At 28.6% G+C, this 24,780-nt stretch carries 17 protein-coding genes, 1 pseudogene and 1 riboswitch; of the genes and pseudogenes, 2 read left to right on the top strand and 16 right to left on the bottom strand.

The window, feature by feature from the left end; translation table 11 throughout:
• Positions 1-169 precede the first annotated feature (169 nt).
• The 3 genes from DIC82_05995 to DIC82_05985 all read right to left on the bottom strand — a co-directional run bounded on the left by DIC82_05995 (position 170) and on the right by DIC82_05985 (position 2,563).
• Positions 170-649, bottom strand: a complete 480-nt coding sequence (locus tag DIC82_05995) for a metallophosphoesterase (GenBank protein ID AWK50616.1) — start codon at positions 647-649, stop codon at positions 170-172.
• Positions 650-820: 171 nt separating this feature from the next.
• Entirely contained in the window at positions 821-1,432 is a 612-nt protein-coding gene (locus tag DIC82_05990; GenBank protein ID AWK50615.1) for a non-canonical purine NTP pyrophosphatase, read from the bottom strand.
• A gap of 150 nt (positions 1,433-1,582) precedes the next feature.
• Positions 1,583-2,563, bottom strand: coding sequence for an AIR synthase (locus DIC82_05985; GenBank protein AWK50614.1), 981 nt, complete (start codon positions 2,561-2,563; stop codon positions 1,583-1,585).
• Positions 2,564-2,658: 95 nt separating this feature from the next.
• On the opposite strand from DIC82_05985, the gene DIC82_05980 reads away from it, so the two are divergent.
• Positions 2,659-4,389: a hypothetical protein gene (locus DIC82_05980; GenBank protein AWK50613.1), complete on the top strand. Its 1,731-nt coding sequence runs from the start codon at positions 2,659-2,661 to the stop codon at positions 4,387-4,389.
• 189 nt (positions 4,390-4,578) lie between these two features.
• Here the strand turns inward: DIC82_05980 and DIC82_05975 are convergent, their stop codons facing one another.
• The 13 genes from DIC82_05975 to DIC82_05915 all read right to left on the bottom strand — a co-directional run bounded on the left by DIC82_05975 (position 4,579) and on the right by DIC82_05915 (position 23,929).
• On the bottom strand, positions 4,579-6,075 hold the full coding sequence (locus tag DIC82_05975; GenBank protein ID AWK50612.1) for a peptide ABC transporter substrate-binding protein: 1,497 nt from the start codon (positions 6,073-6,075) through the stop codon (positions 4,579-4,581).
• A 327-nt stretch (positions 6,076-6,402) separates the two neighbouring features.
• A complete protein-coding gene (locus DIC82_05970) occupies positions 6,403-6,675 on the bottom strand; it encodes a hypothetical protein (GenBank protein AWK50611.1) in 273 nt (90 codons plus the stop codon).
• A gap of 3 nt (positions 6,676-6,678) precedes the next feature.
• Positions 6,679-8,670: a DNA ligase (NAD(+)) LigA gene (locus tag DIC82_05965; GenBank protein ID AWK50610.1), complete on the bottom strand. Its 1,992-nt coding sequence runs from the start codon at positions 8,668-8,670 to the stop codon at positions 6,679-6,681.
• Between the two features lie 151 nt (positions 8,671-8,821).
• Positions 8,822-11,089 carry a DNA helicase PcrA gene (gene pcrA / locus DIC82_05960; protein AWK50609.1) on the bottom strand — a complete coding sequence of 756 codons (2,268 nt, stop codon included), beginning with the start codon at positions 11,087-11,089 and terminating at the stop codon, positions 8,822-8,824.
• Positions 11,090-11,624: 535 nt separating this feature from the next.
• Entirely contained in the window at positions 11,625-12,341 is a 717-nt protein-coding gene (locus DIC82_05955) for a 16S rRNA pseudouridine(516) synthase (GenBank protein ID AWK50608.1), read from the bottom strand.
• Between the two features lie 447 nt (positions 12,342-12,788).
• The gene (locus tag DIC82_05950) at positions 12,789-13,616 is read right to left on the bottom strand and encodes a lytic transglycosylase (protein AWK50607.1); all 828 of its coding nucleotides are present in this window, start codon (positions 13,614-13,616) and stop codon (positions 12,789-12,791) included.
• Positions 13,617-13,696: 80 nt separating this feature from the next.
• The gene (locus tag DIC82_05945; protein AWK50606.1) at positions 13,697-16,150 is read right to left on the bottom strand and encodes a triple tyrosine motif-containing protein; all 2,454 of its coding nucleotides are present in this window, start codon (positions 16,148-16,150) and stop codon (positions 13,697-13,699) included.
• A 279-nt stretch (positions 16,151-16,429) separates the two neighbouring features.
• Entirely contained in the window at positions 16,430-16,861 is a 432-nt protein-coding gene (locus tag DIC82_05940; protein ID AWK50605.1) for a YaiI/YqxD family protein, read from the bottom strand.
• 5 nt (positions 16,862-16,866) lie between these two features.
• Positions 16,867-18,216: a glucose-6-phosphate isomerase gene (locus tag DIC82_05935; GenBank protein ID AWK50604.1), complete on the bottom strand. Its 1,350-nt coding sequence runs from the start codon at positions 18,214-18,216 to the stop codon at positions 16,867-16,869.
• Positions 18,217-18,871: 655 nt separating this feature from the next.
• Positions 18,872-19,192 carry a hypothetical protein gene (locus DIC82_05930; protein AWK50603.1) on the bottom strand — a complete coding sequence of 107 codons (321 nt, stop codon included), beginning with the start codon at positions 19,190-19,192 and terminating at the stop codon, positions 18,872-18,874.
• A gap of 232 nt (positions 19,193-19,424) precedes the next feature.
• Positions 19,425-20,366 carry a hydrolase gene (locus DIC82_05925; GenBank protein AWK50602.1) on the bottom strand — a complete coding sequence of 314 codons (942 nt, stop codon included), beginning with the start codon at positions 20,364-20,366 and terminating at the stop codon, positions 19,425-19,427.
• A 348-nt stretch (positions 20,367-20,714) separates the two neighbouring features.
• Entirely contained in the window at positions 20,715-22,256 is a 1,542-nt protein-coding gene (locus tag DIC82_05920; protein AWK50601.1) for a GMP synthase (glutamine-hydrolyzing), read from the bottom strand.
• 215 nt (positions 22,257-22,471) lie between these two features.
• Complete coding sequence (locus DIC82_05915) at positions 22,472-23,929, bottom strand: IMP dehydrogenase (GenBank protein AWK50600.1); 1,458 nt, start codon at positions 23,927-23,929, stop codon at positions 22,472-22,474.
• 145 nt (positions 23,930-24,074) lie between these two features.
• Positions 24,075-24,172, bottom strand: a riboswitch (purine riboswitch).
• A gap of 301 nt (positions 24,173-24,473) precedes the next feature.
• Here DIC82_05915 and DIC82_05910 point away from each other — a divergent pair.
• Positions 24,474-24,763: pseudogene (locus tag DIC82_05910) on the top strand (transposase).
• The last annotated feature ends 17 nt before the right edge of the window (positions 24,764-24,780 follow it).

The following is a 24,780-nucleotide window of genomic DNA, read 5'->3' as shown; positions in this document are numbered from 1 at the left end:
ATGCATTTATATACTATATAAACGTCTTTATTCAACGGTTTTTATACTAAGCAAATTATATTATTTTTTACTTAGATACATAAAATAACTGTACAAATTCACAAAATAAATAATCATATTCGGTAATTATTTTTAACAATATACCTTATATGGCATAATTAATTGAAGTTCATATTATAATCTCTTTTAAATATGTATCAATATCCCCGTCATCATTAATATCTATAAATCCAACATATCTCCCCTTAAATTTTGGCAATGATATACTACCTGGATTCATCAATATAATTCCTCTGTTCTCTTCTATTATTTGTTCATGAGTATGTCCAAACAGAACAATATCTGCATCTAATTCTTTTCCTCTATAGTAAATATTATTTAGAGAATTTTTTACACCATATAAATCGCCATGTGTAAAAAATATTTTTCTTCCATTTACTTCTATAATGGTTTCTTTAGGATATTTTGTTGAATAATCACAATTGCCTGCAACTGCATATACTTTTCCCTCAAAACCACATTCTAATACCTCAACATCATCAATATTATCGCCTAAATGTATTAATACATCCGCACCCTCTATTAATTCTTTAGCCAAATCAATATATTTAATTACTCTATGAGTATCGCTTACAACTGCAATCAACATAATATTTTCTTCCTCCTCTTCTAATCTATCTTTAGTAACTTCATGAGTTTAAGATAGGGTTTATCATTATTATTATAAAATTTAAAGTAAATTAATGATTATTATGATATACATTCTTTATAATTTATATTATTCCAATAATATAATCCCATATACTTCAACTATAATCAATTATAAAAACTCACGGATTATCCTTTTTAATTCTTTTAGTGCAACGCCTCTATGACTAATTTCATTTTTTTCCTCTGAAGTTAATTGTGCAAAAGTTTTATTTAATGGTTCATACAAGAACAGTGGATCATATCCAAATCCGCCTTCTCCATGCAACTCTTCTACAATATATCCATTTACAGCTCCAGTAACTTTAAAGTACTCTCCTTGGTCTGTAAATAGTGCTAATTGACAAACAAACTTAGCACCTCTATTTTTTTTATGTACTTCACTTAAACTTTTTAGTAATTTTTCATTGTTTTTTGTATCATTTCCATGCTCTCCAGCATATCTAGCAGAATATATCCCAGGCTCTCCATTTAAATAATCAACTTCTAAGCCAGAATCATCTGCTAATACAATAAAATTATTATCTCCTCTTTTTAATAAAAATTCGCATATTTCTTTTGCTTTCTTCTTAGCATTTTCTTCAAATGTTTTCCCGTCTTCAACTACATCTATATTAATGTTTTCGTTTTCCAAAGATTTTACTTCTATATGCAATTCTTTTAATATTTCTTTCATTTCCTTAATCTTTTTCTTATTATTACTAGCTAATATCAATCTTTTCACTATTTACTTCCTCCTGTTGAAAATATTTATAATATATAATTTACATGAGACAATTAACAACTTAATTACCTTTATGAATTTTTAAATTTCTTAGTTGTTGCTTAAAAAATTCCTAATTGTACTTCTCACATTTTTAATGGTGAGTATTTTTCATAGGTGTATATTAAATAATTCATCTCTTTTAGGTGGTTCTACATTTATTTCATTCCCTTTATCAACTAAAATTCCACCTTGTTCACATATCTCCCCTATTATACTAGCCTCAATTCCTTTTGCCTTTAACTTTTTAATTAATTCCCCCCCATTTTTAGTAGTAATAAGCATACTCCCAGATGATATAAGTCTAAGCGGATCTATTTTAAATTCTTCGCAAACCTTTTTAGTTATATCAGATACAGGAATTTTATCTTTATATATTCTAAAGCCCTTATTCGATGCCATAGCAACCTCATACAAGCTTCCAAGAAGTCCTCCTTCTGTTATATCGTGCATTGAATTAACTCCAAATTTTCCGCCTATTTTACCTTCTTCTAGAACACTTATTTTATTTATCAAACCCTTACCAAATTCTATTTCTTCTTCTGATAAAATTTTTTGAATTCTTTCTTCATAATCATTTATCAAAATATATGTACCTTCTAATCCTAATGATTTAGTTACTACTATGTCGTCATATAATTTTGCACCTGCTGTCTTAATAGACTTACCTTTTAAATTTTTTCCTATTACAGTAACAGATATAACCATCTTATTTACTGCACTTGTTACTTCTGTATGTCCACCTATTATTTCAACACCGATTTTTGCCGTTTCTTCATTGATTTCATTCATAACTTTATTTATTTCTTCTAAGTTTGAAGATGTAGGTGCCAATATTGTAACTAATATCCCTATAGGCTCCCCACCTGATGATGCAATATCATTACAATTAATATGTACAGCTAATTTACCAATATTCTCACTAGCTCCTGTTATTGGGTCTGTAGAGAATATTCCTTCACAATCTCCAAAATCAATTATAGAACAATCTTCTCCAACATCATTTCTAACCTTAACTTCATTTCTCTTAATTGTTTTATTATTTAATATAATATGTCTTAAATCATCAAAATCTAATTTTCCTTCCTTCATTTTAAAAAATCTCCTTTTATTAATATTTTATGTACTTTTTATTTACTAAATTCATATTAATGAATAAGATGAGAATTTTATGAGAGGTGTATACATTGAGATATATAGGACCATTCTTTCGGATGAATAGTCTTTCCCAAAAAGAAATTAGTGGTCAGCTTTTTCATTTATCAAAAGAATCAGTAAAAACTTTAGTATTAAGCTCTAAATGTGGCCTTTTGGCACAGGTTAGAACTCCAAAAAAATCTTCTATAAATGATATTAGCATATTAAATAACTTTTCTCCACTATTATGCTTATATAGGAAAGCATCTCCTTTATTCATTCATAGCAAAAGTAGTCATGGCTTTGATGAATCTAGTTTTAAGAAAGAAATAAACCCTTCTACTAGTGCCCTTATGACATTATGTTTACTTGAATTAAGCGAATATTACTCACATTATGATGAAGGAGGCAGAAATGTGGTATCTCTTGAAAAGCCCTTTAAATACCTGGCAAAAGAGCAACTACAATTTTACTCTGAAAATTTAAGAAATAATGAGGGGTTATTTGTTGATAAAAAAAATTTATCTGATGGAAATTCAAAAGGATTTTCTTTAATAGATAAAGATGAAAAATTTAAGTTTTCTGATCAAGCATTTATGATGGATGCTTACTTATTATATTCACATTATAATGAGTCCGACCAAATTAGTGATGAATTTATTAAATTTTCATATGAAATTTTAGATATGTTCAAAGACTATAAATCTGCCTTATATGATTTATCATTTAATGAAAATGTTCAAATTTTTCTTGCATTAAATGTATTTTATAAATATTCTTCTAATCTAAATGCCAAAGAACTTATTATAGATTTAGGAGATTTATTAATTACTAAATTTCAAGAAAAAGATTATTATTTAGATTCAATAGATGATTGTGCTTTATTTTCTATATGCTTAATGGAAGCTTATAAACATACAGAAATAATAACTTTTAAAGACATGGCTAAAGATATAATTGAAAAATTAATTAGCTTATATGATGTTGATAAAAATATATTCATTAAGTTATCTGATAAAAAGGAAAGTAAATATTCATGTTCTGAAATCAATTCTTATCTTCTTTCATTAATTATGTACTCAAACCAAGAAAATAAATCCACTGAGTTAAAACCTATTATTTCTGGTATTTATAGAAAATTCTTTGTAAATGGTGGACTTTTAACAAGTTGGCCTGAAGCACCAACATTAGATGAAGTTGAAAGATATAAAAAATTGAGTTTACGTTCTGATGATATGTTAGACGAAACATATTTCAGAATGCCAATAGTGCCGACTCCTAAGAGCACGGGCTTAGCACCTATATTTATAAAAAGTTTAAGTTATTCAAAAAGGAAAGATTCCTTAAGTACTAATAGGACTTCTTTTGATAGCAATAAAAATATGTTTAATTTCTTTTTAATTATTTATCTACTTAAAGATATGGTTGAAGATTTCATGGAATTTACACCTTCTTTAGGTTCACAAGTACCACTTGATTTAAGAAATGTTAATCAAATTAAAGATAATTCTAATAAAGATAATTCCAATGAAAGTTTATCAAATCCACCTACATTAAACTCCTCACAAGCTGTTAATCTAAAAATCAAATTAAATTCTCCAACTACCGAAGAATGTGATACTTCTGAAGAATCCAGAACTAACAATATAAATACTTATAAAAAAACTAATAATATTAATTTATTAAATAAAAATAATATTTCTAAAGCTAATTCTTCATTTAAAAATAAAAACTATAATAAAAATAAATCTAAGCATCCTCGCCATACTAAAAAAGGTTAACCTTATAACTACCAGTTGATAAGTTATACTTATACGTTAAATTAAATTGGTAATTAAAAATACTAATTGTCAATGACCATTGCTTAATCGTTGAGCATTGGTCATTGAATATTGATAGTAAAACTTTCATGTATAAGTGGCATTTTAGTTTTTTGTATCTATAAAACTAAAATAGTCATTTTTTTAAAATCATTTAATTGTGGTAAAATCTATATTTCCATTTCCATCTAACTTAAATTGTGATATCTTGCTTGAAATGGCTATATTCTGATTATAAAATACTAATGGTAGTATATTATAATTATCAAATAGATTTTCTTCTAAACTTGAATAATCGTAATCTATTTTATTTATTGTTGCCTTTTCCAAAAGCTCATTTTGATCATCTGTTAAATAATCTTTAAATTTAGAATAAAAACTTTGTTTATCAGATGAATTAGCATCATTATTAAGTAAAATCATATCATATCTCTTTTTTAATTCTTCATCTTTAAATTCTTCTTTTACTAAGCTATATTTTATAATTATATCTGTGTTTTCCTCAAACCACTCTTGTATGCTTCTGCATAAAATTCTATTTTCATTATTTTCCTCACATATTAGTGTTAATATTTTAGGTTTATTCCATTCTCCCTCTTTGTTACTACCAACCTTTCTCGCTTGTAATTTAGTTAAATCTTGCTTATCTTCTCTAAAAAAACTACCTTCTGCAAGATCAAATGCCTTATCATTTAAATTTTTATAAGATTCAATAGCCTTACATACATTATTATAAATTTCTCTTCGTCCTTGAATTGTAATTGAATTATAGTTATTATTAATAACTATATATGTTGCTTTTGTCTCAGGCACTGTTACTATTTTTTTTTGCTCAGCCAATTTATTAAGTTCACTTTCCGGAGGGTTTATTACAATATCTCTTTGCTTAATTTCATACGATGCCATTGATATTTCAACATTATCATCATCTAATATATTAATATTAGATACATTACTATCACTGCTCTTTTTATTTCTTTCAAGTTTCATATTATCTTTAGTAATAGAATTAATTTTATAATCTCCTGAATAAATTAATTCATTATAATTATTTCTTATGTTACCCCACATTATTAAATATTTTCTTAATCTATATTGCGGTTTGGTTAATTCACTTAAAAAGTTATCATTTCCTCTATTTAGTCTAATAATAACAGAATCTCCAGTGCCTTTTATAGCAACTCCAGTTTCAAATACAGTTTTCCCTTCTTTAAATTCTTTTGCTCCATACACCTCAAGCAACGCTTGTATGTTTTCTGTATCTTCTTCCTTTAATAGTTCTTTTAAAAATACAACTATATCATTAGGTGTTATTTTACTTCCATCACTCCAAAAAATATCATCTCTAAGCTTAAATTCATATTGAATTCCCTCTGGATCTTTTATGATTTCACTTGCCAATGATGGTACTATTTTATTGTCTTCACTCTTTGAAACTAGCCCTTTACTAACGGCACACATAATATCCTCATGACGTTTAGATAAATTAGTAACCTTCTCCAAATCCTTTGGGATTTCATCTATGCCATAATTTAATGTTTCTTCTAAATTATTATTAGATAAATTGCTACTTTCCTTATTTATAAACCCTAAACAAAATAAAATTACAAAAATCATCATAACTACATAGAAAAAATATTTTTTCATAATTACACCCTTCACTTTGATTTAAACATATTCAAAAAAAATAAAAAGTCAGCAAGCTAGTCTATTCTATTTTTTATGTCTTATATTTGTATTATTACCATGAATTATTTCTTCTAATCAAAAAGCTGACTCAAAATAATTTAAAATCATTTTGAGTCAGCTTTTTAATATTCAGTTTGAAAATAAACACTTCTATTATCTCCTTAAAACTTTTTATTAAAGAACTTATTAATTAATTGAAGAAGTGCTCCTCCACCATTGTTTTGTTTTAATCTATTTTCTTCAATGATTTGCTTCTTAAAATCCACAGTTCATAATTTGTATTTTTCATTTCACTAAATTTATCATAAAGAAAATTAATGAAATAGATATTGCAAAACTGAATAAGGAATATATTATTTTTTTTCTTCCTGTTTCATTAAGAAGAAATCTAACACCCAAAATTGCCATAGTTATACAGACTCCAAGTTGTATTGGTAAGTATGAATTAAAAATTTGACCAACATAATAAAATTGATATGTTGTTATGAAAGTACAAATTATTAAAATGCTTGTTATAAATGCTGCCATAGATCCAAACACATTTACTAATTTTTTCATACTCTACCCCCTTAATATTTCCTCAAATTCCTCTTCTGAAAGAACTTTAACGCCTAATTCTTCTGCTTTGGTTAATTTCGACCCAGCAGCTTCTCCTGCTATTACATAATCTGTTTTCTTACTAACACTTCCTGAAACCTTTGCGCCTAAGCTTTCTAGTTTATCTTTTATCTCAGTTCTAGAATAATTCTTAAGTGATCCAGTTGCAACAACAGTTTTTCCTTCAAAAGGATTTTCTATAACTTCTTTTTTATTAAATTTTGGACTAACCCCTAGAGATAATAATTCCTGTATTGTTTCCATTACTTTCTCTTCTTTAAAAAATCCCATAACATCCTTTGCAACTATATCTCCAATGTCTTGAACTCCAATAAGTTCTTCAAATGTAGCATTTTTCAAACCTTCTATGGATTTAAATTTATTAACTAAATCTTTTGATGTTTTTACACCCACATTTGGAATTCCTAAAGCGTATATAAAAGCATATAATTCGCACTCTTTACTCTTTTCAATAGCATCTAAAAGGTTTTGTGCTTTTTTAGGTCCAAACTTTTCTAAATCTATTAATTCATCTTCTTTTAATTTATATAAATCCGAAATAGATTTAATATTAAGTTTTTCAAATAACTGTTCTGCTGTTCTTTCTGAAAAACCTTCTATATTCATAGCTTCTCTACACGCATAATGGACTATACTTTTAACTAATTGAGGTTTACAAGATAATGTATTTTCACAAAAATAATGAGCTCCATTTAAAATCAAATGACTCCCACATGCTGGGCAAACTTCCGGTACTTTAATTTCTTCTGAGCCTTCTAATGATTCTGGAACAATTCCCATTATCTCAGGTATAACATCATTGCTTCTACGTACAAACACTTCTGCTCCAATTCTAACACCTTTTCTTGCAATGTCATCCATATTATTCAATGTAGCCCTTTTAACTGTAACGCCTGCAAGTTCAACTGGTTCTAGTATTGCCGTTGGTCCAATTCTTCCACTTCTTCCAACATTCCATTCAACGTCTAAAAGTTTAGTTGTTGCTTCTTGAGCTTCAAATTTATATGCAATTGCCCATTTAGGAAATTTAACTGTATATCCCAACAATTCTCTTGTTCTCATATCATCAATTGCAATTACTAATCCATCTATATCATAATTTAAATCAAATCTAATATCTTTTATATATCCGATTTCCTTTTCAATCTCATCCATAGATGTGCAAACTTTAATATAATCATCAACAGGCAAACCTTGTTCTTTTATAAATTCCATCATTTCTAAATAAGTCTTAAATTGATTTTCTTCTTTATATCCCACATCATAAAAAAATGCCGAAAGGTTTCGCTTAGCAGTTTCTTTTACATTAAGATTTCTTAAAGCTCCTGCAGCTCCATTTCTTAAATTTTTTAATGGCATTACTGAAGTTTCATTATATTTTTTAAAAGCTTCTTGAGTCATAACAGCTTCTCCATGAACTTCAAAGACATGTTTGCTTTGGATTTTAAGTGGAATTGATTTTATTGTTTTCACTTGTGCTGTCACTTCTTCACCAATGTTTCCGGTTCCTCTTGTTGCTGCAATTTCAAGTATACCTTCATTATTATATGTTAAATTAATTGTTAATCCATCGAATTTTTTTGTAAGTACGTATTTCAACGCTGGTAGTTTTTCACCTTTACTTCTCGCTTCTTCAACAAACCTAACATTCCTATTATGCCAATCTTCGATTTCTTGAAGACTTTGAGCCTTATCTAAACTCCAGAGTCTTGCTTTATGATTATACTTTTTAAAGCCTCCTAATACTACATCTCCAACTCTTAATGTAGGAGAATAAGGGAGTACATATTCAGCTTCTTTTTCTAACTCTTGTAGTTCGTAATATTCTTTATCATAATCCTTATCACTTATAGAAGGGCTATCCAAAGAATAATATTCATAAGAATACCTATTTAATTTTTCCACAAGCTCTTTTATTCTTTCAATTTTATCCACAATTAGTCCTCCAAAATTATTCCTATAAAAAATCCGCTTCATAGATTTTGTATTTTAATTTTTAATTGCCAATTTTCAATGTGTAATTCTTGAAAAGAATTTGTTCTTCCATTAGCAATTAATCATTGAGTATTGATAATTCAGAATATTATTATATCATTTTAAGCTTTGCAAATGACAATAATAATGATTTAACGCCTTGCTTATCGAAAGCCACGGTTAACTTCTTATCATTCCCAGAATCTTGGACTGATACAATTGTTCCTATTCCAAACTTTTCATGAACAACTTTTCTTCCAAGTGTTGCTTCATCATCAGTTATATATTCTTTTATAACTTCGTTCATTGCACTTCTATCAATTGTATTATTAATACCACCATTAGAAAGAGTATATGCCCTGTTACCTGTAACACTATTTCTTAAGCTGTGCGGATTAGTATAAGAATTACTTTTCATAGCTTTATCTCTGTTTTTAACACTTGCCTTCTCCACTCCAACATACTCTTTCAAATCTGGCTTTATTTCATTAATAAAATCAGACTGAGGATATGCTACAGTTTTGCCAAATACTCTTCTAACTTCAGCTGATGTCATAAATAATGTATCTTTAGCTCTAGTTATGCCGACATAACATAATCGTCTAGATTCCTCCATCTCTGATTCTTTATCAAACGACGCATTTCCTGGGAAAATGCCATTTTCCATACCAACCATAAATACTACTGGGAATTCTAATCCCTTTGCACTATGGATTGTCATCAACACCACAGTGTCATCTTCTTCTTCAATTTTATCAGTATCCTGAACCAAAGAAACTTTTTCTAAATATGCAGATAATGATTTGTCTTCACTACTATTTTCAAAATCAACAGCATCAGATACTAATTCTTTTAAGTTTTCAATTCTGCTCTTATCCTCAATTTCATTAGAGTCCTGCAATTGTTTCATATATCCAGTATCTTTTAATACAGATTCAATCAATACTGATATTGGTACTGTCTCGCTAAGAATTGTTAAATTTTCCATCAATGTAACAAATGGTGTTATCGTCGAAACATTTCTAGGTGTTAATGCAGGAATACTTCTAACTTCTGATAATGCATCCCATATGTTTAATTCAAAACTAGCAGCAAACTCTTGTACTTTAGAAACAGTTGCCTCTCCAATACTTCTTTTAGGTACATTTATAATTCTTCTAATACTAATATCATCTTGTGGATTAACAATAACTTTTAAATATGCTAATACATCTTTTATTTCTTTTCTGTCATAAAACCTTGTGCCTCCTACTATCTTATAAGGAATTCCTATTCTTCTAAAGCTTTCTTCAAAAATTCTTGATTGAGCATTGGTTCTATATAATATAGCGAAATCATTATAGTTCTTATTTTCTTTGCTTTTTATATCTAGAATTTGTTTTGCAACAAAATTCCCTTCATCACTATCAGCATAAGCTCTATATATCTTAATTTTACTTCCAGGTTCCTGCTCTGTTCGGAGCACTTTACTCTTTCTATTTGCATTATTAACAATTACAACATTAGCTGCATCCAATATGTTTCCCTTAGATCTATAATTTTGCTCTAATTTAATTACCTTTGCACCTGGATAGTCTTTTTCAAAATCTAAAATATTTCTAATATCTGCGCCCCTCCACTGATAAATACATTGATCATCGTCGCCTACCACACATATATTTTTATATTTAGATGCAAGTAATTTTACTAATTCATATTGAGCGCCATTAGTATCTTGATACTCATCTACCATAATATACTTAAACTTATTTTGATAAAATTCTAGTACTTCTGGATTATTCCTAAAGAGTTCTACTGTTTTAAAAATCAAATCATCAAAATCTAATGCATTATTTTCTTTTAGTCTCTTTTGATACATTTCATAAACATCTGCAATTTTCTTTTCTCTAAAGTTAGATTCATTTTCTAACATATAACTTTTAGTTCCTTGCATTTTATCTTTAGCTTTACCTATTTTACCCATTATCTCTTGTTCTGTTATATCTTTATCATTAATATTAATAATTTTCATACATTCTTTTACTAATACCTTTTGATCTGAACTATCATATATAGTAAAACTACTTTTATAACCTATCTTGTCTATTTCTCTTCTTAAAATCCTAACACAAGTTGAATGGAAAGTGGATATCCACATGTTATCAGCTCTTTCACCAATAAGTTTTTTAACTCTATCCTTCATTTCCTTAGCTGCCTTATTTGTAAAAGTAATAGCTAATATACTATAAGATGCAATTCCTAAATCATCAATCATATGAGCCATTCTATGAGTTAAAACTCTTGTTTTACCCGAACCTGCTCCAGCTAAAATAAGCACCTGCCCATCAATTGTAGTTGCCCCTTCATATTGCTCTTTATTAAGTAATGTTTTTAAATCCATTTACTTATTCCTCCTTTCCTGATCTTTAAATATTATACCATATGTACTAATATTTAAATCACTAAGGTCTCCAAAATATTAAATATTACATTTAATTTTCTAACGTAATCCTTAATAAGGAATATATTTACTCCAATATATATAATTTATATTATATATATGCCTCATATAATTAAAAAACTGAATTAAAAAAATCATATTTTTAAATATATGATTTTTTTAATTCAGTTTTGATATATTTTTTGATATATTTAAAAATAATTGATTTTTTAATAATCATTTGTTTTGATATCGTATTCATATATTTAAGTAAACATTTTCATTTGATATCATAAAAAAACGCAACCCTTGGGGCTAGGTTGCGCTTTAGCAATAAGCAATAAGCAATAAATAAAAAGGGGGCTATATATTCCTTTTATTTATCCTTGCAAGATTATTATAGGGTATTCTTATTAATATTGCAAGTAATTTAATAAAATTTGTGAATCTTTTTGCAATAAATGAATTATTTTATTGCAAAATAATTTAATATTCGTTAATAGCTCTTTAAAATGCTTAATTCATCATTTGTTAATTCTCTATATTCGCCTTCTTGCAGCTCTGGATCTAATAAAAGTCCTCCAAATTCTTCTCTTTTAAGATATATAACACTTTTTCCAACAGCTTCAAACATTCTTTTCACTTGATGGAATTTACCTTCTTGTATTGTTAGTCTAATTTCTGATCCTTTATCATTACTAGATAATATTTCAAGATTTGCCTCTAGGCACTTATATCCATCATCTAATGTAACTCCGTTTTTAAATGCAATTATATCTTTTTCATCAACTTTTTTATCAATTTTTGCATAATAAACTTTATCAACATGCCACTTAGGTGCTATTAATCTATGATTAAGTTCTCCATCATTAGTTAATAATAATAGACCAACCGTATCCTTATCTAGCCTCCCAACTGGAAATGGTTCAAACGCTTGATGATCTATTTCTAATAAATCAATCACAGTTTCATCCCTATTATCATGAGTTGCAGATATAACACCATCTGGTTTATTCATCATCAAATATATATGTTTACGATATAATATTTCTTCTCCATTAATTTTTATGCTTGATTTTTCAGGATCAACAATCATCCCATTATCCTTAACTATTATTCCATCAACCTCTATAAGTCCTTTCTTTGCAAAGGATTTAACATCCTTTCTACTTCCATATCCTAAATTAGAAATTATTTTATCTAATCTTTCCATATTGTCACTCCAATCGTGTTTTTATTATTTACAGTCATAACAACGATACTTTTTCATAGCACATAGAACAAAAAAAATTTGTCTTTCAAACTTTTCAATGAACAATGTACAATGTACAATTATAAGATTATATTCCTTAGTAATATCTTTGTGTTATAAGTTCTTAATTGTGCTTCGCGCTTTTTCATAAGTGATAAATTCGTGGTTATGCTTCACACTTTTTATCGGTACGTGTGTTTTTATCTGTGAAATGGTCTTGGTTGCGCTTTGCGCTTTTTTTATATGTGTATATTTTATCATAGTGTTCCAACTAGTAACATATAAATTTACTTTTTTATATGTTTTCACTTAAGTGTGAATTTTATCCTCTTACAAATTCAACAAAAAAATTAATGCACAACGCTCAATTAATTGGCATTGTGCATTGTGAATTAAATATAATATATTCTAGATTCCATTTTTATAATATCCCATTACTCTTGGAACATAATTTTGAGTTTCTTGTGGCATTTTATATAAATCAGATGCTGATGAAACACCTCTTTTTTTCATAGTACCTGGGCCACCATTGTAAGCCATAAGTGCCATCTCTGTATTTCCATCAAATTGATTCAAATATTCTTTAAACAATTTAGTTCCGCCGTTAATATTTTGGTCTACATCATATTGATCTGTAATACCTACATTTGTAAAATTTTGAGGCATAATTTGCATTAATCCAGATGCTCCACAACTAGATGTTGAATAAGGATCAAAATCAGATTCTTGCTTAATTATAGACAAGATTAATTTTGAATCCACTCCATATTTTTTAGATGCAGCATTTACTGCATTATATATCTTCTGCATATCAACATCACTTCTATTAGATAATATAGATTTAGATTTTCCTTCAAAGTTAACATACTTATTATTTAAAATCATAGGAATATCTTCTAAATTTTGCCCGGTTGCATATTGTTGTCCTACTCTCGCAGCATTAATCGCAGTCACATTATCATTATCGCCATTTGCATTATTTGTATTGCTCAATTTTTCAGCATTAGTTACTTGACTATTCACTGAATTCGCACTATCACTTGATGTAGCAACATTATTCCCTTTAGAATTCTTTGATGATTCCAATAAGTTCTTCATTACTAATTGAAATGCTAAATTAGATTCATCACTAGTACTACTTGTTGAACTGGATTCATTTGTCACTTGTCCATTTCCCATCACATTCATTGCTAATAGTTGCTCATTTGAGATTTGATTTAAACTATCTATTGCCATCTTAAATTAACCTTCCTCCCAAAATTCATCTTAGGCATCTTAAGAATAACCATCAAAAGATTCCCCTAGTTATTTTCGAACTATTTCCTTAGACCTTTAACATGAAACACTATTTCGTCATAATCTTCATAACTAACTTTTTTATAATAGCTCTTTGCTAATGCTAAGATTTTATACTTTCCTGGAATAAATGGTATAAAACTATAGTGGTGTTTTCTACTATAAGCTTGTACTTTTTTCCATTCATTGTTTTCCATCAAATAAAATTCAAAACAAACATCCTTTCCACCTCTGCTTATAACCTCAAAAGTGAATTCTTCATTTATGTTACCTTCTACTTTATTTGTTATTATTTTAGTTTCTATTACAGGGGATGATTCACTTACATATATACTTACTTGCTTCTTAGAGTCATACTCTTCCTTGCATTTTAAATTTTTAGCATAAACTTCTATTGTATATTTGCCTGCAATCTTAGGCACAAATCTCAACTTTTTATTCTTTGAAAATCCTGTTTGTTCAACAGAATTTCCATTAATTTTAGTTTCATATTTAACCACAACATTTTGTGTGTTTTGAATAATGCATTCAAACTCAATGGTCTCTCCAACTAAATGAGTCTCTTTACAAGGTAAAATTATATAATCTATCTCTCCTGGTAAGTATTCCATGGCCTTTAAGTATATAACTGTATGAGTATCATAAGGTTTGTCTGAGTATTTGTCTTTAATCATTATTTCTATTTCGTATTCACCAACTTGTTTTGGAATAAAATTAATCCAGTTAGATTTATTATACTCGACTCCCTCTAATCTTCTATTATCTTTCTTAACTGTAAATGCATATAGAAGTTTTGTTCCACCTTCTGCATTAACCATTATGTTAACAGGCTCTCCAGTTATAATTTTCTTTTCCTTATCAATTACTACCTCCAGAATTCTCACTGGCTTCTTTCCCTTTTTTTCAATAGTAAATGCAATTTTTTTAGTGTCCTCATATTCTTTCTTGTAGTTAACATCTTTAACGTACAATATAACTTCATATTCTCCCGCTTCCATAGGCTTCCAAGTAAATTCATCTTCATCTATAAAACCAGTATCTTCTTCAATTGGTCCTTTCACTCTATATTTATATAATAGCTTATTTCCACCTTGCACCTCTGAAGTGAATTTTATATCATTTTCAGTCACTTGAGGAGAATTAAAATTAGCTACAAAGCTATTTATTTTAATTTTTTTATAAGGCTTTACTTCATATACTAAAATAGCCCTATCATCATATTCTTTATTGGAAAGTAAACTTTTTACAAGACATAATATTTTATAACTTCCTTCTTCCATCTCTTTATAATATACATCATTTTTGGTAGAGTAGTCCTGTATGCAAACTGATTTTCCATCCTTATAAATTTTATAAAATTTATATAGTACTATAAGTTCATCTTTTTCCTTTGCATTTGATTCAATATTCACATCTACTATAAATCCAAGCTTTTCTCCAACTATTAGCGAATTATTTAAACATTTAAAATTTGTTATTTCTATTTTACTTATATCCTTAACGTTTACTTTTATAATTCTATAATCTTCAAAAATCTCAGTAGACTCCATTTTTTTGCATTGAATTAAGAATTCTTTTTCACCTGCTTCAGTAGCTGTATATTTTAAAATATTGCTTGCATCATAATCTCTAACAATATCCCATTCCTTATATCTTTTAATATAGAATCTATATAAAAACATATTCTCATCAAATGTTTTTACTTCTATGGAGCACTTTCCTCCAATCAAAATTTCTTCTTTATCAATTATAATTTCCTTTATAACACCTAATTCTCTCTCTCTATTATCTTTTGATTCTCCTGATAATGCATGATTTTTTTCTAATATTACTTCATGAAGAAAATCAACTTTGCTATCTTTAACAGTTATTTCTTTATCTTTAATTTCTATGATATCTATTTTATCATTATCAATTCTTTTTCCCTCTTCAGGAAAAGCTATTTCTCCCTGAACATCATCATTGCCTATTAAAATTTCCTTTTCATCCTCTAAAAGTTCCACGGGTTCAAGGAATACCACTTTATCTACTGTATTACTTTGTACAGCGTTTTCTTTAATTACCAATAAATTTTCATCTTCATTATCTAATATATCTTTAAAATCTATTTTTACTTCTCCTTGATTTACAGCCTTTTCGATAGATCCCTCTTCGTGCATGGTATTTATTACCTCTTCTCTAACTATAGAGTAATCTTCCTTAGCTAGATAATCCAAAGACTTTCTTCCATCCTTTTCTCTACCTTGTACCATAACCATATACTCCCCTTCTCTTTTAGGTTTCCACACGCACTCATTCTTTTCTGAAAATTCTTGTATAGTATTCCATATACCACCCTTACCAACAATAAATTTATATTCTAAATTTCCAATTTGACTATCTATTTTGCTTAATATATTTATTTCTGTGCCAACATTTTGTGGCATTTGCTTATCAAAAATTATCTCAACATATTTTAACTGAAGTTCTTCCATAAAATCCATGCCCCTTTCATAATTGCTCTCAAACAAACCCCTATTATTATATTATACATTTATACCATTATTTGTAAATAACTTCAGCTAATTTTTTTGTTTTAATTATATCATACTTCTTTATGTAAACTAATACATGAAGTATTTATTAAAATGATATTTTATTTTTTTATCTTTCAACTTAAATTTCCCCTCAAAAAAAGAAGCCTACAATTAAGCTTCTAAATAATGCGTATTAAAAATAATAAGTCAATATGATATTTTTTTATACACCTAGTATTAACTCTTTACAAGTTTTATTAAATTTTTTTCTAATCTTAAATTATCTTCTTCTGTTCTTTTTTTTGGATTGGAAGTTTTTCCTCCACCTCTTCTGATTTTTTGTGACATATGCCTCTCTTCTAACAATCTATCAATATTCTTTTCATCATATATAAAGCCTTTAGGATTTATTACCTTTGCTTTTTTAGATAAACATATTGCAGCTACACCATAATCCTGAGAAACAATTATATCGCCCTCTTTAGTTTCATTCATCACATACATATCTACACTTTGGAATCCACTATCAACAACTTTAACTTGTGCATAGTCACTTTGGATAAAATGATGAATATCACAATAAATTATCATTGGAATTTCATGGTTCCTTGCTATTTTTTCAATAATGGAGATGCCTGGACAGGCATCTCCATCAATTATAATTTTCATCTAAATTAAAGTTTCTTTTCTAGTTCTGCCTTAAGATCTTCATATCCTGGCTTTCCTAAAAGAGCAAACATATTTTTCTTATATGCTTCAACTCCTGGTTGGTCAAATGGATTTATTCCTAAAAGATATCCACTTATTCCACAAGCTTTTTCAAAGAAATAAGCCATATATCCAAAGTAATATGGTGAAATTTCTGGTACATTTAATACCATATTTGGAACTCCACCATCATTATGAGCTAGCAATGTTCCTTGGAATGCCTTTTTATTAACAAAATCCATAGTCTTTCCAGCTAAGAAGTTTAAGCCGTCCATATCATTTTCAGCTTCTTCTATATTAATTTCATATTTTGCCTTTTCTACATTTATAACTGTTTCAAACATTATTCTTCTTCCATCTTGAATATATTGTCCCATGGAATGAAGATCTGTAGTAAAATCAACTGCTGCTGGGAATAATCCCTTATTATCTTTTCCTTCTGATTCCCCATATAATTGTTTCCACCATTCATTGAAGTAGTGAAGTGATGGTTCATAATTAACTAGTACTTCTATTGATTTTCCTTTATTATATAAAGCATTTCTAGTTGCTGCATATTTATAAGCATCATTATCTTTAAGAGATGGATTAGAATAAACTTCTCTTGCATCAGCAGCACCTTTCATCATATCATCTATATCAATTCCAGCAGCTGCTATTGGCAATAATCCAACTGCTGTTAATACTGTAAATCTTCCTCCAACATTATCAGGAACTACAAAGCTTTCATATCCTTCAGCATCAGCTAATGTCTTTAATGCACCTCTAGCTCTATCAGTTGTTGCATAAATTCTCTTTCTAGCTTCATCAATACCATATTTCTTTTCTAAATATGTTCTTAAAATTCTAAACGCTAATGCAGGTTCTGTAGTAGTACCTGATTTTGAAATTATATTTAAACTTATATCTTTTCCTTCAATTGCTTGTAAAAGTTCAGTCATGTATGTAGAACTAATGTTATTACCTACATAAAATATTTTAGGAACTTTTCTTTTATCACTATCTAATGCAATATGAAAATTATTTGTTAGCATTTCAATTGCTGCTCTAGCGCCAAGATATGATCCACCTATTCCAATAACTATTAAAATATCTGAATCTGATTTAATTTTTTCTCCAGCTTTTTTAATTCTTGCAAATTCATCTTTATCGTAGTTTACTGGTAAATCAACCCAACCTAAAAAGTCATTTCCTGCTCCTGTTCCATTATGTAATTTGTCATGAGCACTTTTAACCATGTCCTCCATGTAATCAAGTTCATTCATAGTCAAATAAGGTGCAACCTTTGATAAATCTAATGATATTCCTTTACTCATCTTCTATTCTACCTCCATATATAATTAGTTTTTTTATTTTATCGCTTAATTATATCATAAATTCTTTAAATCATATCTTCACATATAGTTTTTTTTGCAAATAATCTATATGTTTCAATTAAATTCATTCATTTAAAATCACTCTTAAAGTGATATCTTATTGCAATCTAATTTATTTAATAATTATTGTTATTTAAGTTTTTTCTCAATATTATTTTTACTATAATATAAATTAATATACATCTATTTACCCTTTTACATACTCATTATAGGTTCTGCCTTCTGAATCTATTTTTATTAGAATTTTCACATTGTTAATTCTTTAATTGTTTTAGAACTTACTTAAAACTTTTCAATAAGAGTATCCATTAAAACAAAATGTCTTTGCTCAATTAATCTTAGAATTCTTGTAGAAGGGTTTTCATCATAGAAATGTCTCATTTTTTCCTTCTTTAAAATAATTAATACAACCTACCTATCTAACTTAAAAGAAAAATCATTAACTATATCATTCAACTCAACTATATGCGTAATAAATTTTCTTATGCCTTTACATATTTTCACTAATTATAACTTTAAGCACATTAAAAAAGAGGACTATTTTTATAATTCCTCTTTTTATGGTGCTATTTATTTTTACAAAACGCTTCTTGTTTTAACGGCAACCACATCTACAACAGCAGCATCTATTTCTTTTTATAAAGTTCAAAACTTCTTGTCTTGCCTTCTCATACCCATCTTTTAAACCTGCTTGATATCCTTCAACTCGTCCTTTTTCACGACCATCTTTATACCCATCACAATATCCTTGTTTATACCCATCATTGTAAGCTTCTGCTAAAACATCAGCAAAACGATCATGGTTTCTATTATGACACTCATTTCTTTCACCACGTGAACAATTTCTTGTATCCCTGTTTTCAAGTTCATCTGAATTATTATTTCTGCATTCTCTCTCATCATTTCTGTTTCCCATATTCTTCTCTCCTTGTTAATTGATTATAATTTATTCAATTAAAAATATTTTCCAACAAAAATTTTAAAACTTTTAACAAATCTTAATATTATATTATGCTGATTTATTATATTTGTTATTAATTCTAGTTAAAAATATACAACTCCACATATGAATGAAAACCACAGAAATAACGGACATCAATTTTATAAAATTCTCAACCTTTTTTACCCTAATAACTAGAACTTGTAATTTAATATTCAGTTAAACTTGCACAAGTTTCATTAAAAATTTCAGCTGAACTTCTTGTATATTTAAGGAATCCATCATCTATACTTAACTCTATACTTCCCATTTCATTTAAATATTCAACATATGACCTGAGCATTCTTTCTATTACAGTATATTTATATCTGCTATTTACATGAATATTAAAATTTTTAATAACTGTTTTTAATATTTCTTCCATTGTCATAGCACTATCTATCACATCATATACTCTTTGTGCTCTATTCTTATAAAAGTTTATATTATCAGTTATAAGTTCTGTAATATCATTATTATATATCCCTTTATGTGCCACTACATATTTGCTGCATTTTAAATCATAAAGTTTTTCTTTGCTTTTTAAATCTTCTCTAAGTATATAAGCATACGGCATTTTAGCACCTGACATTACTTCATAACTTATAAGAGCATCTCCTAAATATGCAACATCATCTGGAGTAATAATGCATATATGTGCAGGACTATGTCCTGGTGTATGAACAATTTTAAATTTAATGCCACTTACATATATCTTATCTTGGGTATCCGAAATCATAATATCTGTTTCACAAACCATATGTCCGAAATGTTCTGTAACCTCTGATAATGCTTGGTTACTGTAATAAACTTTAAGATTCACTGTTGAACTGCAAACAAGAGCTTCATAAGCTGACATAGCAATAATGCAGTTATATTTTTTCTTCAAATATGCATTATTTCCTATATGATCTATATGAGCATGACTGCATGCTATACCAACTACCTTAAAATTGTTTATTTCTAGAAGCTTATCTATTCCTTCTCTCTCTTGTTTTGCCCACCCTGAGTCCAACATAATAATTTCTTCATCATTAATCTTATAAAAAGGTATATATGACATTCCAGTATCAATACAAAATGTATTTCCCTTTATTTTTTTTATCTCCATATTTTATCTTTAGTGAAAAATTGTATATTAAATACACAAAATCACTAAGCATTCGCTTCCTTTCTTCTCGTATAAAAATATACAGAATATATTTTATATCTATAACTAATAATTAATCTTGCTTAAACTTTCTTTACTAAATTTAACTTCTATACAAGTTATAGTTACATTATTGTTGTTCTAAATATTACTGTCTCAATAGTAGCAGCTGGCTTTGAATATGTCATAAACAACAGTTAAGACACCTTGCAAATGTTAATCCCAAATTTTTTAGAGTTAAAGTAGAGCCTGAAGGCAAAAAGATACCTCGGATACCAGCATAAAACTGGCATCCGAGGTTTTTATCCGTTATTCAAATTCTATAGTCGCTGGTGGTTTTCCTGTACAATCATACATTACACGGTTAACCCCTTTAACTTCATTTATAATTCTAGTTGTTACTTTTCCAAGTACTTCCCATGGAAGATCTGCTGATTCAGCTGTCATGAAATCACTTGTAGTTACTGCACGAAGCGCTATTGCATAATCATAAGTTCTTTCATCTCCCATTACACCTACTGAGCGCATATTAGTAAGTCCTGCAAAATATTGACCTATTTCTTTATCAATACCTGCTTTTACAATTTCTTCTCTATATATATAATCAGCATCTTGAACGATTTTAACTTTTTCAGCCGTTACCTCACCTATTATACGTATTCCAAGACCTGGTCCTGGGAACGGTTGTCTATAAACTAACTTTTCAGGGATGCCAAGTTCTAAGCCTGCTCTACGTACCTCATCTTTAAATAATAATCTTAATGGCTCTATTATTTCTTTAAAATCTACACAATCTGGAAGTCCTCCAACATTATGATGTGATTTTATAACTGCAGATTTACCAAGACCACTTTCAATTACATCTGGATAAATAGTTCCTTGTACTAAGAAATCAACTGATCCTATTTTTTTAGCTTCTTCTTCAAATACTCTGATGAACTCTTCACCAATTATTTTTCTCTTTTGTTCTGGTTCTTCTATTCCAGTTAACTTTTCATAGAATCTTTCTTGTGCATTTACACGAATAAAGTTTAAATCATATTGTCCATTAGGTCCAAATATTTCTTCAACTTCATCTCCTTCGTTTTTACGAAGTAAGCCGTGGTCAACGAATACACATGTTAATTGATTTCCAATAGCTTTGGAAAGTAATACTGCTGCAACCGATGAATCAACTCCACCCGATAATGCACATAAAGCTTTACCATTTCCAACCTTTTCACGTATTTCTTCAATTGTCTTTTCAACAAATGAGTCCATTTTCCAGTCTCCAGAACATCCACAAACATCATATACAAAGTTTGAAAGCATCTTTGTCCCTTCTTGTGTATGCATTACTTCTGGATGGAATTGAACTGCATATAGATTCTTTTCTTCGTATTCCATACCTGCAACTGGACATACTGGAGTATTGGCTACTATTTTAAAGCCTTCTGGTGCTTTTTCTATGTAATCTGTATGACTCATCCAACATATTGTAGACGATGATAAACCTTTAAAAATCTTCGATTCTACATTAACACCAACTTCTGTCTTCCCATACTCACTTACAGGAGCTGTTGCAACTTTTCCTCCAAGAATATGTGCCATTAATTGTGAACCGTAACATATTCCAAGTATAGGAATTCCAGCTTCAAATAATGTTTTATCACATAAAGGAGAATCTTCACCATATACACTATTTGGCCCACCTGTAAATATGATTCCCTTTGGATTCATTTCTTTTATCTCAGCAGCACTTAAAGTATACGGATGAACTTCACAATATACATTGCATTCTCTAACTCTTCTAGCAATTAATTGATTATATTGTCCGCCGAAATCAATAACTAAAATTAATTCTTTTTTCATGCTTTCCTCCTAAAAAATTATTCTATTTGTATTATTAACTAAATACCTTAATTTATCAATACAAAATACGAATTTTTTACATTTATGTACTTTGTTAAAGGCTAAAAGCTTATACGGTCTAAAGACGGTATATTTAAACTACGCGCATAGAAATCAAAATTGTACATTGTGCATTATTTAAACAGTAATTATTGAGGTTAATCAACAATTAACAACTATTGTCCTACACTATAATTAGGTGCTTCCTTTGTAATATTAATATCATGTGGATGACTTTCTCTTTGTCCTGAAGCTGTTTGAACTACAAAGTTAGCTGTTTCATATAAGATATCAAAATTCTTTGACCCTAAATATCCAAGTCCTGATTTAATCCCACCCATTATTTGGAATATAGTCTCAGCAACATATCCTTTATAAGCGACTCTTCCTTCAACGCCTTCTGGAACTAATTTTTTATTACCTTCTTGGAAGTATCTATCTTTAGATCCAGATTCCATAGCAGCAATTGATCCCATTCCTCTATATACCTTATAACTTCTTCCTTGATATATTTCCATTTCTCCTGGTGCTTCATCGCAGCCTGCAAATAATGATCCTAGCATTACAGTTGAAGCTCCAGCTGCTAATGCTTTAACTATATCTCCTGAATATTTAAGTCCACCATCCGCAATTACAGGAATTCCATATTTTCTTCCCATTTCAGCACAATCCATAACTGCTGTTAATTGTGGAACACCAACTCCTGCAACTATTCTAGTAGTACAAATTGATCCTGGTCCTATACCAACTTTAACGCAATCTGCTCCAGCTTTTATTAAATCTTCTACAGCTTCTGCAGTAGCAACATTCCCAGCTATAATTTGAAGATTTGGATATACATTTTTAATTTTAGTCACAGCATCTAAAACTCCTTTTGAATGTCCATGTGCTGTATCAAGAACTATTACATCAACTTGAGCCTTAACTAAAGCATCAATTCTTTCCATCATATTACCAGTTACCCCAACACCAGCTCCGCATAATAATCTACCCTTATCATCTTTAGCTGCATTTGGGAACTTTCTTACTTTTTCAATATCTTTCATTGTTATTAAGCCTTTTAAATATCCATCCTTATCAACTAAAGGTAATTTTTCAATTTTGTGTTTCTTTAAGATTTCCTTAGCTTCTTCTACTGTAGTACTTTCTGATGCAGTAATTAAATTTTCTTTTGTCATTACTTCTGAAATCTTTTTTTGGAAGTCTGTTTCAAATATTATATCTCTATTGGTTATTATTCCAATTAATATTCCATCTTCAGTGGTGATTGGAACTCCTGATATTCTATATTGTGCCATTAAATTTTCTGCATCTTGAATAAGATGATCTTGTGATAAGAATATGGGATCTGTAATAACTCCATTTTCTTGTCTCTTAACTTTATCAACTTCTTTTGCTTGTTCCTCAATAGTCATATTTTTATGTATAATTCCTATTCCGCCTTCTCTTGCCATAGCAATCGCCATCTTTGATTCAGTTACTGTATCCATTCCAGCGCTCATTAAAGGAATATTTAACTTTATTGTTTTAGTTAAGTGTGTTTTTGTACTTACTTCCCTTGGTAATATATCCGATTTATTAGGAACCAGTAATACGTCATCAAAAGTATATGCAGTTTTAATTATTTTTGCCATTATAAATCCCCCTTATATTTGAATTATTTATTTCATTTTTTATAATTTATGACTTTTATATTTCATATTTTGGGCTATTTTCATGTATAAAAAAAGCACATTAACTTCTAAGTGATGTTAATATGCTAATAAAAATCTATATTTAGCCTATACCAATATCACTCATAGTCGGAAATTTACGGCTTCCGCTAGATACTCCTTGCCATATTCAAGGTATATACGAGTTTTTAAATGTACTATGTTTTGAATTAAAACTATTATAATGTATGTATAATCTAAAGTCAATAAATTTGAATTTAAAATTGCATTTTTTTCGATTCATTTATGATAATATCTTAATAGACCACATTTGATTATATACCAGAATAATAACTTATAGTAGAATAACCTCATTGAAATACAAGAGATTAGGTGGATATAACAATGGATGAAAATAAAAAATACACAATACTCAAAAAATTAGTTGAATCAAACGAAAATAAGAGGAGAGCTGCAAAAAGGAACTAACTCAAAGAAAGAAATTGCCAAAATACATAATGCACTTATTGCTATTGAGGATGCTACCGGCACTATTATAGGCGCTTATTTCGATTATCAAGAAGCATTAAATGGATATTACAATATACTTCATCAAATATTAACAAGCTATGGACTTCCATATATATCCTTTACTAATAGATATACTGTTTTTGAGTATAAACAGAAAAAAAATCCCCTTCTATTGAAGAGGATACATTCACTCAATTCGGTTATGCATGTAACCAACTCGGAATTGAGATTAAAACCTGCAGTGTAGTCCCAGCTAAAGGGCATGTCGAAAGGATGTTCCAGAGTTAAGGTACAGTTGAAAT

This window comes from Clostridium beijerinckii, from assembly GCA_003129525.1.
Taxonomy (GTDB): domain Bacteria; phylum Bacillota; class Clostridia; order Clostridiales; family Clostridiaceae; genus Clostridium; species Clostridium beijerinckii_D.
Note: the sequence above shows the minus strand (reverse complement) of the source record. Positions and strands in the feature narration are given on the sequence as shown.